The 12571-nt window shown below is 46.7% G+C and carries 10 protein-coding genes; 9 read left to right on the forward strand and 1 reads right to left on the reverse strand.

Annotation, left to right across the window (positions count from 1 at the left end):
- The first annotated feature begins 90 nt into the window (after nucleotides 1-90).
- The 4 genes from ACJJIQ_RS18580 (at nucleotide 91) to ACJJIQ_RS18595 (ending at nucleotide 4814) form a co-directional block, all read left to right on the forward strand.
- A complete protein-coding gene (locus ACJJIQ_RS18580; protein ID WP_445362691.1) occupies nucleotides 91-1650 on the forward strand; it encodes an ABC-F family ATP-binding cassette domain-containing protein in 1560 nt (519 codons plus the stop codon).
- Nucleotides 1651-1692: 42 nt separating this feature from the next.
- Nucleotides 1693-3219, forward strand: coding sequence for a cryptochrome/photolyase family protein (locus ACJJIQ_RS18585; protein WP_445362692.1), 1527 nt, complete (start codon nucleotides 1693-1695; stop codon nucleotides 3217-3219).
- A gap of 87 nt (nucleotides 3220-3306) precedes the next feature.
- Complete coding sequence (locus tag ACJJIQ_RS18590; RefSeq protein WP_445362693.1) at nucleotides 3307-3897, forward strand: cysteine hydrolase family protein; 591 nt, start codon at nucleotides 3307-3309, stop codon at nucleotides 3895-3897.
- A complete protein-coding gene (locus ACJJIQ_RS18595; RefSeq protein WP_445362694.1) occupies nucleotides 3894-4814 on the forward strand; it encodes a DMT family transporter in 921 nt (306 codons plus the stop codon). Before ACJJIQ_RS18590 ends, ACJJIQ_RS18595 begins: the two co-directional genes overlap by 4 nt.
- 75 nt (nucleotides 4815-4889) lie before the next feature.
- On the opposite strand, the gene ACJJIQ_RS18600 is transcribed toward ACJJIQ_RS18595, so the two are convergent.
- Nucleotides 4890-5306, reverse strand: coding sequence for a VOC family protein (locus ACJJIQ_RS18600; protein ID WP_444907005.1), 417 nt, complete (start codon nucleotides 5304-5306; stop codon nucleotides 4890-4892).
- Nucleotides 5307-5808: 502 nt separating this feature from the next.
- Here ACJJIQ_RS18600 and ACJJIQ_RS18605 point away from each other — a divergent pair.
- The 5 genes from ACJJIQ_RS18605 (at nucleotide 5809) to aptA (ending at nucleotide 12478) form a co-directional block, all read left to right on the forward strand.
- Nucleotides 5809-7416 carry an ABC-F family ATPase gene (locus ACJJIQ_RS18605; protein ID WP_444895842.1) on the forward strand — a complete coding sequence of 536 codons (1608 nt, stop codon included), beginning with the start codon at nucleotides 5809-5811 and terminating at the stop codon, nucleotides 7414-7416.
- Between the two features lie 764 nt (nucleotides 7417-8180).
- Nucleotides 8181-8966, forward strand: coding sequence for an outer membrane protein OmpK (locus ACJJIQ_RS18610; RefSeq protein WP_445362695.1), 786 nt, complete (start codon nucleotides 8181-8183; stop codon nucleotides 8964-8966).
- A 1-nt stretch (nucleotide 8967) separates the two neighbouring features.
- Nucleotides 8968-10329: an NCS2 family permease gene (locus tag ACJJIQ_RS18615; protein ID WP_413663622.1), complete on the forward strand. Its 1362-nt coding sequence runs from the start codon at nucleotides 8968-8970 to the stop codon at nucleotides 10327-10329.
- A gap of 11 nt (nucleotides 10330-10340) precedes the next feature.
- Nucleotides 10341-10904, forward strand: a complete 564-nt coding sequence (locus tag ACJJIQ_RS18620) for a phosphoribosyltransferase (RefSeq protein WP_413663623.1) — start codon at nucleotides 10341-10343, stop codon at nucleotides 10902-10904.
- A gap of 233 nt (nucleotides 10905-11137) precedes the next feature.
- Nucleotides 11138-12478: an omega-aminotransferase AptA gene (aptA, locus tag ACJJIQ_RS18625; RefSeq protein ID WP_445362696.1), complete on the forward strand. Its 1341-nt coding sequence runs from the start codon at nucleotides 11138-11140 to the stop codon at nucleotides 12476-12478.
- Nucleotides 12479-12571 lie beyond the last annotated feature (93 nt).

Below are 12571 nucleotides of genomic sequence, written 5' to 3' on the forward strand. Positions count from 1 at the left end.
AATTCCCGTGCAAGTGGCGTACTCCATTCTCTACAACTTTCTCTCAAGATCATGGTATTGCGCCACCCATTCCGACTACCGGAGGGTGACATGCAGAGAATTTGTTCTATAAAAAATCTTTACTTAAACGTCCCTGAGAAATCTCTATTTAAGGGGATCCATCTTGACTTCCCTCCGGGATTTACTGGCTTAGTGGGAAATAATGGCAGTGGAAAATCGACTTTTTTAGAGGCTTTGATTGGGAAACTAAAGCCTGAACAGGGAAGTATTACTTGGTACACGGACTACCTTAAAGTGGATCAAGTGAGCAGCAATTCCAACAAGAGAATTGTAGATATATTCGACCCTACAGGCCTCTATGACTGTTTTTCACGTATTGAATCTGGCAATCAGAGTGAGGAAGATCTGATGCGTGTCTCAGATTCATGGGAGCTACCTATAATTTGGCAACAGCATTTATACAGCGCCGGAATAAATCTCACGTTAGACACTCCTATCGGCAATCTTAGCGGTGGTGAAAGAGTCCGACTGGCTTTAATCAATGCCTTCTCTCATAAAAAACACTACCTACTACTAGATGAGCCTAGTAACCACCTAGATTCAGACGGTAGAAAATGGTTACAGCAGAAAATTAGAAACCATTCTGCCGGAATTCTAATGGTCAGTCATGATCGAAGCTTACTCCAACAAGCTGACACGATAGTGGAACTAGATTCAGGAAAACTACGCACATATGGTGGTAACTATTCACACTACAAGAAAGAAAAAGAGATACAGAGACAGTCTGTAGAAAAGAAAATTGAAAGTACCAAAAAGAATATAAAAAGCCTAAACAAACTTAAGCATAGTTCTGCTGAAAAAACTACAACCAGAAAAAACCAGGGTAAGAAATTAAAAGGTTCCCAATGTAAATCGCTACTAGATGCGAAAAAAGATCGTGCAGGGCAAAGTTTAGGCAAGCTGACTAGAAACCTGGATCGTCAGCACCATAAGTTAAAGCTAGATTTAGAAAGTTGCCAAAAGGACTATAAGAGTCATAAGCTCCCAAATATGCAACTTAGCAAAACAGGGCTAACGGGTGGTATTCGTCTGCATGTTGAGGATCTCAAACTGCCCTACGGTATTCAGAGTGATCCCATATCACTTACCATGCACAGTGGCGATCGCTGGCATATTTGTGGCGCCAATGGTAGCGGAAAGACAACGCTACTAAAGATCATTGCTGGTCGAGTTAAACCTCGCAGCGGTTTGTGTAAAACTTTTGGCAGCTGTTTTTATCTGGATCAGAACCTAAGTCAACTAAATGGAAATCTATCTGCCTTGGAAACTTTATCCCGCCTGCACCCTGATAAAGATACCAACTTCTGGCGCACAGCCCTAGCCACAATGAATATTCGAGGCGATTCTGTGCTTCGCTCTACCAATACTTTAAGTGGAGGGGAGCGACTAAAGGTTGCTTTACTTGCCGCTACTCGTGGCACTGAGGCACCAGACCTGCTACTACTGGACGAACCGGACAATCACTTGGATCTGGAGTCGCGTATAGCGCTGGAAACTGCGCTGGTAGAATATCCCGGAACATTTTTATTGATTTCCCATGACTCTACTTTTGTAGAAAATGTGGGAGTGAATAGAAGGATCTATCTATAGGCATATTAAGACCTAGTATGACCTAAATAAAGGAAATGAGATGTGAAAACGCTGCGCTTGCTATTAGGAGATCAATTGAACCAAAAACACTCCTGGTTTAGAGGTAACCAGGAGGATAAGATCTACTTTATGGCTGAAATGCGCCAAGAGACCGATTACGTTGTTCACCACATCCAAAAAATCGTTGCCTTTTTTGAAGCCATGCAGATTTTCTCTGAGTGGCTTCAAAATAGGGGCTGCAATGTCATCTACTACCGAATAGATGATAAAAACAACAAACAAAACCTCACAAAAAATATCGAAGATATTATTAGAAAACACAAAATTGAAAAATTTGAGTACCAGCTTCCCGATGAGTACCGACTAGATCAGCAGCTGCTACAAATAGAGAAGAGACTATCAATAGAGTTTCAAGCCTACGACACTGAGCACTTTTTGACCACCCGGAAAGAGCTGGCAGACTTTTTCCAAGGGAAAAAATCGCTACTTATGGAAAGCTTCTACCACTATATGCGGAAGAAGCATGACATTCTGATGAACAATGGAAAACCTGAAGGAGGAAAGTGGAATTTCGACCAAAGCAATAGAAAGAAATGGAATGGAAAGCTGGGCAAACCCAAGCAGGGAAAAATAACAAGCAATGTCACTTCAACTTTATCCCGTATAAAAAAGTCTGGAGTTAAGAGTATTGGAGAGATTGATCCAGAGAATTTTATGTGGCCAACCAGCAGGGAGGAATCTATAAAACTACTTCGTCATTTTTGTAAACATCTACTTGCTAATTTTGGCGATTTTCAGGACGCAATGGATCCAGATGAAGCCTTTCTTTATCACAGCCGAATTAGCTTCTCCCTAAATAGTAAACTCATATCTCCAAAAGAGGTTATCGATACAGCGATAAAATCTTGGGAAGATGGAAAAATTCCAATAGGACTAAACCAGATTGAAGGTTTTGTACGCCAAATATTGGGCTGGCGAGAATATATGCGCGGTGTCTACTGGATGTCTATGCCCCGTTATGAGCATCAGAATAAGTTGAAGAATAAAAATAATTTGCCAGATTTTTTCTGGGATGCCAAAACGACCATGAACTGCCTTCATAACACCATCAGGAATAGCTTGGAAAATGCCTATGCTCACCATATCCAAAGGCTTATGATTACCGGTAATTTTGCGCTATTAACACAAACTAACCCTGACCAGGTGGAAAGTTGGTATCTCGGTATTTACATAGATGCTATTCAGTGGGTTGAAATGCCTAACACCCGGGGAATGAGCCAGTTCGCCGATGGTGGATTGGTTGCAACAAAGCCCTATATTAGTAGTGGCTCCTATATCAACAAAATGAGTAACTATTGCAGCGACTGTATTTATGACGTCAAACAACGAACTGGAGAGAAGGCCTGCCCATTTAACAGTCTCTACTGGAATTTCTTAATTGAAAAAAGAAAAATGCTAGAGGGCAATCATAGAATGACAATGATGTTCAGCCTTTTGGATAAGCTTGAGAAGAGTGAAGTGACAGCAATAAAAAAAAGGGCAAAGCAATTTATGACAAAGAAGTCGTAATCTCTATATAGATCATAAAATCCTTTATCGAAGGCTTCCTTAATCATTACTAAACTAAGCCAATACTCGCCTCAATAGACTCTGGTCATGAAGACTGCAATCATTACCCTCGATTTTATCAACGATATTTGTCATCCAAAGGGACAAATATCAGCAGCGGCCCCAAGAGTCCATAAGAATAGAGTTATTGAAAACAGCAATAAACTCCTTACGTGGGGAAGAGCACGACGTCATCTTATTTGCCATATCAGGGTCGCTTTTTCCACCGACTACAGGGAATCTTCCTCTAACTCTCCCCTCTTCAGCTATATCAAAGATATAGGCGCCCTCCGTCAGAAAAGCTGGGGCACTGCTTTTGTTGATGATCTCAATATCACTGATAGCGATATATCTATTTATAAGAGGCGTGTCAGTGGCTTCTATGGGACCGAACTCCCAGTACTTATTGCTAGCAACAATATAGAAAGGATTATTCTCTGTGGGGTATCAACACAAAATACAGTCGAACTGACAGCCAGGGAAGCTCACGATAGAGACTTTTCAGTACTCATTGCCTCAGATGCCTGTGAGTCTGACACGGAAAACAATAAACAGAATAGTCTGAACTTCCTCACTAAGATAGCCAGTGTAAAAACTGTCGATGAGATTATTGCTAGTGAGGGTGCTAGTAAACCATGAGTACCCGCATTTCCAATAGAGAATTTGCCCTCAGTGTCATTACCGCAATTCTGGCGGCCAGCTGTATGTCGCTAACCGGGCTATTTGGTAAAGAACTAACTACCTTTAGCTCCTTATCGTTGGTGGTCTTTATTCGTTTCTTTGCCCCATTTTTAATCCTAACCTGGATTTGCCTCGTTGTTTTCGATGAAAACCCTGTGACTCATCGAATAGACAGGATTGATGGTGCAAGGGCTTTATTCACTTGTCTCGCTCAGTATTGCTTGTTTTATTATTTGTCCAAAGGCTCTCTACTTGTCGCCGCCCTTCTATTTTCAACGTCAGGTTTATTTCTCCCTTTTATTACCCGGTTTGCCAAAAAGGATCCGATAAAAAAGAAGACACTAGCGGCCTGTTTAATCAGCTTTATCGGCGTTGCTTTTATATTGAAGCCAACTGCTGGCTTTGATAGCTATATGATAGTGGGCCTGCTATCGGGCTTCTTTGGAGCTTGTTCACAGTTTGTAATGCACCACTCTTCAAAGAAGCAAAATACGATATCTTCAACCACCAAGATGTTCGGCCTATCCAGCCTCTATATGCTTGCTATTTTATTGATTGAAGGAAATCTTGGGGAGCTTACAAAAGTCGCGGTATCTCTATCGGACTCGGTAAGTTTTGTGATTGTGATTATTGCTTTTAGCCTGTCGACAATCAGCAATCAATCCTTACGCACTAAAGCCTATCGTCGGGTAAACAGACCTGCCAGCTTATCTCCCTATTTATATACAAGCCTAATTTTCTCCGGCATATTGGATTGGTTGGTCTATAACACACTCCCAACCTGGAATACTTATGCCGGCAGCTTACTGATAGTAATAGGAGGTATTATTCAGGCAATCAGAACTCAACCCCAGATTAAGGCATCTCATTCTTAGCAAAGATAAGCGAGGACAGGGAATAGCGGGAGAAACTCAGCCCCACAGATTCAATTATCTGCAGGGCACAGACGATTACTTGAACATCAGTTCAGGATTAACCATCGTTTTCATTTCCAGAACGTTGCCATTTGGATCTTCGATAAAGAAAGTTTCCTGTTCATATTCATTGCCGACAAAGCGACGGTAGGGCTTGTCCAGGTATTCCAGCCCGGCATCTTCGATACGGCCTTTTAGTGCCTGAAACTCATCTTCCGGCAGGTGAATGCCAAAATGAGGAACAGCCACTTCTCCCATATCCACCTTGTGGCGAACATTGGGGAGCTTCTCCTCACTCTGGTGCAGGGTGAGTTCGTTACCCCAAAAGTCGATATCTACCCAGCGACCTTCTTCACTGTTGCCGGTCTTGCAGCCTAAGACATCGCAATAGAATTTCTTGGCGGTTTCCAGATCCCCTGCCGGAATCGCAAGGTGCAAACAATTCGATTTCATATAGCCTCCAGCCTTTGCTAGCTCCTCATAGAGATCAAAAATTGATTGACTGACATCTGCTAGTCATTAGCCCTTCAACCCTCCCCCCTAACAGCATTAACATTTACTTTGCCGTCGGAGCCACCCAAAGGATACAAATAAGATCAAGTGATCCCGTTAATTATTTAAATAAAAGTGGCCGCTTTACGCGCTGGCAACTTATACCGGGAATATTCCTAATATTAGGGCCCATAGCTTTAGCTAAAGAGCCCGAACTCAGGGAGTATACAGATGCATATCATCGCACCCTACCCCGAAATGGAATATCCTCCTAGCCTAGGAGTATACTTTAACATATATATTTCAATCTCTAATATCGAACCCGCGGAGAAACTGCTTAGTTATTGAACGTACTCCTCGACACTTCAGCGCCAAATCCTTATAGTGCGGCCCCCACATCACGCCTCCTATTTTGGCGAAACTGGCTTACCAGGGCCCATTTGTAATCCTCAGGAATACGCTCTTGATCTCCACCGCGAATATCACCATGCAGTTTGGTGCCCAACCACTGTTTGAAAACATTTCTGTAAAGTTCGGCAATGGCAACCGATATGGCCTTATCGGGGCCAATGGATGTGGAAAGTCAACCTTTATGAAGATCCTGAGTGGTGCCTTGGCGCCCTCGGCCGGCAACGTATCTATTGAGCCTGGATGCACCTTGGGTACTTTGAGCCAGGACCAGTTTGCATTTGAAGAGTACACCGTCGTCGATGCGGTCATCATGGGAGATGTCCGCCTGTGGGAAATTAAACAGGAACGTGACCGTATATACTCGCTACCGGAAATGAGCGAAGAAGACGGCATGCGCGTAGCCGAGCTTGAAGTCCAATTTGCTGAGCTGGATGGCTATAGCGCAGAGAGCCGTGCGGGAGAAATCCTGCTTGAAGCTGGCATCGACGAATCCCTGCATTTTGGCCTGATGAAACAGGTAGCTCCCGGCTGGAAATTGCGTGTATTACTCGCCCAAGCGCTATTTGCCGACCCGGATATTTTATTGTTGGATGAGCCGACCAATAACCTGGACATCCACACCATCAAGTGGTTGGCAGATGTACTGAATCAACGCAAAAGCACAATGGTCATCATTTCCCACGATCGCCACTTCCTGAACTCTGTCTGCACCCATATGGCCGACATAGATTATGGTGAATTGCGGGTTTTCCCCGGCAATTATGAGGACTTTGTTGCGGCCTCCACGCTAATACAAGAACAACTTCACGCAGAGAATGCCAAGAAAAGTGCCGAACTGGACGAGCTACAGAGCTTTGTGAACCGCTTTTCTGCCAATGCATCCAAAGCCAAGCAAGCCAGCTCCCGCGCGAAGAAGATGGAAAAAATCAAGCTGGACGAAATCAAACCCTCCAGTCGGGTCAGCCCTTATATTACGTTTAACCAGTGTAAAAAATTGCACCGTCAGGCGCTGACTCTTGAGGGGCTTACCCATGGTTTTGACAGTGAAACGCTATTTCAAGGTGGCGAAATGCTGCTGGAAGCCGGTGCGCGCCTGGCAATTATCGGTGAGAACGGCGTTGGTAAAACAACCTTCCTGCGCTGTCTTGTCAATGAGATCCAAGCAAACAGCGGAGTCGTCAAGTGGTCAGAAAATGCCGCTATCGGCTACTGCCCGCAAGACAGCAGTACAGATTTTGATGGTGACTTGACAATATTTGAGTGGATGTCCCAGTGGCGCACCCCCAAGCACGATGATCTGGCCGTGCGGGGTATTCTGGGCCGACTATTATTTACCGCAGATGATGCCAATAAAAAGGCAAAGGTCTGCTCTGGCGGCGAGAAAAATCGCCTGCTGTTTGGCAAGCTAATGATGATGGACACCAATGTGCTCATCATGGATGAGCCAACCAACCACTTGGACATGGAAGCCATCGAAGCCCTGAACAAGGCACTGGAGAAATATGAGGGCACACTTATTTTTGTGAGTCACGATCGTCAGTTTGTCTCATCCCTGGCAACCCGAGTTATTGAAATCAAAGATCAAGCACTGATCGATTTTCAAGGCACTTACGAGGAATACCTGGCGCACCAGTCAGGTACAGAACAGCAAGTAGCCTGATTCCAAACTCGAATCGGAAAAGGCATATTGGGGCGATAACAATACTCGCCCCAGGACTCAAAAGCTGCAAATTGTAACCAATCACCACCAGATAATACGGGGCTCGGTAGGCATCACCTGAGCCCCCCTAAAGTCGCCCCCCCGCTACTGCAATCCCATCCAGACTCCTTCCAGGGCCAATTTCCTACGAACTAGCAAAAAAACCAAACAGCCAAATAATTTTTATACAGGTTAAAAGTCGATTTACTTTTCCCAACTATAACCATCGACCTCAGGCCGATGCCTGCCTATATAAGGAAAGCGCTCAGAAGATACATTTCAACCATCCTTATTCTGCTACCAAGCGGATGACTTCCTGTGTCATCAAAGTTAAACAACATCTATTATCGCGAACCCTAAAAGCACCAAAAGTATTCATGTTGCCTGTGCAAGCACCACTGGGGAGCAGATGCCGACTTTCTGGACTATTTACCTAATTTGCCCCTGCAATGTAGCGATTCCCTACTATCAAACCAATTAAACAATACTTTTTTGCTACACCGACCCATCGCTAACCAATAAATGAGTATCTCGTTTTCCCCAAGCGTGATTTTTTGGTGCAGAGTTACTTAAAAAGCTCGGAAAAAAGCGTAAATGCCGAGAAAAAACACTGGAAAACAGGGGTTAAGTTCTGGTACATTCCGCGACTATTTTTTAACCAACTGCCGATTTTCTCATCGGCCGCCAGTGCGAAATTCGCCTGTCGCTGTAACAGAGGTAATAGAATGAAACCAACCAAGCCCCTGCTACTGCTGGCCTCTAGCCTGTTGTGCGTAGCTGCCCAAGCTGAGATGACCTGGAGTGACAACAGCCTGAGCCTTCTTTACGGCCACGATTACAAAGTCAACTACAGCAAGAACACGGATGACTCTGAGAGATCCGTAGTAACTTTTGAGCACGCCAGTGGCCACAGCTGGGGTGACCTCTTTATTTTTGCCGACTACCTGGACTCGGAAGATGGCTCCAAAGAACTGTATAGTGAGATTTCTCCCCGCCTGAGCTTAGGCAAGCTCAGCGGCAGTGAACTGGCTTTCGGACCGGTTACCGATGTGCTTGTCGCCACAACTGTGGAGATAGGCAATATGGATGATCCGGACCACTTGGCAGCAACCGGCCCCCACTTCACCAATTACCTGACAGGTGTGGGCTTTGATCTCGCGGTTCCCGGTTTCTCCTTTGTACAGGCGAATGTTTACCACCGCGATAACGATGACAAGGCCAGCAACGAGCAGCTGACCCTGGTTTGGGCCATGCCTTTTACCCTGGGTGATGCCAGCTTTGTCTACGACGGATTTATCGATTGGACCAGTGCTTCTGAAGATTCACATCCGAGCACTAACTTTACCTCCCAGCTGAAATGGGATGCCGGCGCCACCTGGGGTGAACCCAAGACCCTGTACGCGGGTATTGAGTACGTACACTGGAACGACAAGTTCGGAATCAAAGATGGCACTTATGGTGTCGATTCCAACGAGCGCAACGTTAACCTGCTAGTAAAGTACCACTTCTGATATGAAACCCACTGATATCCAAACATCGGCGACCCCTGGGTCCGACATCCCACAGGTGGGAGGCAATGCCTCATTCCTGGAGAAGTTGTTCAAGCTCTCAGAGCGCCAGACGAATGTTCGCCGGGAAGTGATTGCCGGCGTTACCACATTCCTGACGATGGCCTACATCATCTTTGTGAACCCCAATATCCTGGCTGCAGCGGGTATGGATAAGGGCGCTGTGTTTATGGCGACCTGCCTTGCAGCCGCTATTGGCTGCCTGATTATGGGACTCTACGCCAACTACCCCATCGCATTGGCGCCAGGTATGGGCCTCAATGCCTTCTTCGCCTACGTTGTCGTCGGTGAAATGGGCTACAGCTGGCAAGTAGCCCTGGGTGCGGTGTTTATATCAGGGGTAATCTTCCTGCTGCTCAGTATCTTCAAGCTGCGAGAGTGGATTATCGATAGTATCCCCCTCTCCCTGCGACAATCCCTGGCAGCGGGTATCGGCCTGTTCCTGGCGATCATTGCCCTGAAGAGTGCCGGTATCGTTGTGGCCAGCCCCGCTACTCTGGTAACCCTGGGCGACCTAAAGTCAATTGAGGCGATCCTGGCAGCACTGGGCTTCTTTATTATTGTGGCCCTGTCCTACCGCCGTATGCTGGGCTCAGTGATGATCGGTATCCTTGCGGTAACCGTCATCGCCCTGGCAATTGGTAAGGTAGAGTTCACCGGTCTGGTATCCGCACCTCCCAGCCTGGCACCGACTTACCTGGAGCTGGATATCGCTGGCGCCTTCGAAGTAGGCATGATCAGCGTGATCTTTGCCTTCCTGTTTGTCGACCTGTTCGACACCGCAGGCACCCTGTTAAGCGTTTCTGATCGCGCCAAACTGCTGGATAAAGATGGCAAGTTGCCTGGAATGGGCAAGGCCCTGATGGCCGACAGCTCCGCATCTGTCGTTGGTTCTGTGCTGGGCTCCTCCACTACTACCTGTTATGTAGAGAGTACTGCAGGAATTACCGCCGGTGGTCGCACAGGCCTGACCGCTGTGGTTTGCGCCGGGCTATTCCTGTTGGCGACCTTCTTCTCGCCCCTAATCGGTATGATTCCGGCCTATGCAACCGCAGGTGCTCTGCTGTATGTTGGCGTCCTGATGACTTCCGGTATGTCATCTATTGATTGGGATGACATTACCGAGGCCGCACCGGCAGTAATCGCCGCAGTGATGATGCCTTTGTCGTTCTCGATCGCGCACGGAATCGCCCTGGGCTTTATTTCCTACGCAGTTATTAAAACGCTGAGCGGACGTAGCAAAGACGTCAGCATCAGTGTCTACGTGTTAGCGGCACTCTTTGTTGCCAAGTTTGCCTTTTTCTGAGGGGTACATTGATGAAAAAGCACTTTATTAGCGCACAGCAGCTCCTGATAGACTCTTATGCTCTCGCCGAGCAAATCTATAAGGATGGCTTTCGCCCAAACTATATTGTCGGTGTTTGGCGCGGTGGCGCTCCTGTGGGCATCGCTGTACAAGAGCTGCTGCACGTGATGGGAGTGGATGCAGACCATATCGCTATCCGCACTTCCTCCTATCTCGGTATCGGTGAGCGCGATAAGAAAGTGCGCGTGCATGGCCTGAACTACCTGATCAAGCGCCTGGAGTCCCACGACTCCCTGTTGATCGTGGACGATGTGCACGACTCTGGCCTGAGTATTGAGCAAACTATCGAAGACCTGCGCGCTGCCTGTAAGAAGAACACGCCGGAGATTCGTATCGCGACCCCTTACTACAAGCCGAAGAACAACAAGGCCAAGCGCGAGCCGGATTACTTTATCCACAAGACCGAAGAGTGGTTGGTATTCCCCCACGAGATCGACGGTCTGTCCCGGCAGGAGATTCTGGAGAACAAACCAGAACTCGCCCCCTATGTGGACAGAATCGCCACTGCTGTTTAATCAGCAATATTACCGGGGGCTAATGCCCCCGGTTCTCTTCTCCTCTCATCTCCCTCTCTCCCTTAGGCCATTCCGGCAAACCCTCCCCCGGCACTCAACTCCTGCCATAGGCAATACTTCAATACCCTATTAATAAACCCCACTTATGAAACTAAAGTTAGTGAGAATCAATTTATAAAGTAGAAAAGTTGGTCCAAAATTAATGCGATAAGGCCAAATGTCGGAAAATAAAAATGAACGACAAATCAGCGGGACTTAGTAAATCGCAGCTCGATACTTACTGGATGCCTTTTACCGGGAATCGTCAATTCAAAAGAGATCCCCGTATTATTACCTCAGCCGACGGCTGCTATTACCGTAGTGCTGATGGCCGCCCCATATTCGATAGTCTCTCTGGCTTATGGACCTGTGGTGCCGGACACAACCGCCCGGAGATAATTGACTCCATTACCCGGCAAGCAGCCCTTCTGGATTATGCCCCCGCTTTCCAATATGGCCACCCGGGAGCCTTCCAACTAGCGGAGCGTGTCAGCCAGATGATGCCCATGGGGCTCAATCGTATTTTCTTTACAAACTCCGGCTCTGAATCCGCAGAAACCTCTCTAAAAATAGCTAGAGCCTACTGGCAGAAGATGGGCGCTCCAGGGAAAACAAAATTCATCGGACGCGTGAAAGGCTATCACGGAGTTAATTTTGGCGGTCTTAGTGTGGGCGGTATTAGCGCTAATCGAGCAATCTTTGGCTCATCTATAGATTCTGACCACCTTCGCCACACCCTTTTACCCCACAACCGCTTTGCTAAAGGACAGCCTGAACAGGGAAGTTTCCTGGCAGACGAGTTGCTGGAACTTATCAAACTGCACGGTTCTGAAAACATTGCCGCTGTTATTGTCGAGCCCGTAGCGGGGTCTGCGGGAGTATTGCCCCCACCAAAAGGCTATCTCCATCGCCTTAGGGAAATATGTACTCAATACGACATATTGTTGATATTTGATGAAGTCATTACCGCTTTCGGACGCATGGGGAAAGCCACCGGAGCAGAGTTTTTTGGAGTGACCCCGGATATGCTCAATACAGCCAAACAGCTTACAAATGGCGCTGTTCCCATGGGCGCTGTGGCTGTGCGTCAAGATATCTACGAGATATTCATGGAAAATGGAGGACCTCAATACCAACTGGAGCTTCCCCACGGCTATACCTACTCTGGGCACCCACTAGCCTGCGCAGCGGCATTGGCGACACTGGATATTTTAAAGAAAGAAAATTTATTTGAGAGATCTGCGGAGCTTGCCCATATCCTGGAAGACCATATCCATCAACTCAATGGATTACCGTTAATAGAAGATATTCGTAATTGTGGACTTGCCGCAGGCCTGACAATCGAATCAGCTCCAGATGAGCCATTACTCAGGCCTTACTTAATTGCTATGAAGATGTGGGAAAAAGGCTTTTATATTCGCTACGGCGGCGACACATTGCAAATCGGCGTCCCATTTATAGCACAGGCAGAGGAGATTGACGGAGTTATCAACGCATTAGCGGAATCAATTACTGAGGTCGCAAACGGCCAGTAGCCAGAACCTATTCCTTCTCACTCTGTATAAAAGATTCCCCCTACTGATACGGAAAATTTATATCGCCGCCTAGCTATCTTTAATGATACAAAG

It is taken from the genome of Microbulbifer maximicatervae (SeqCode) (assembly GCF_052468295.1).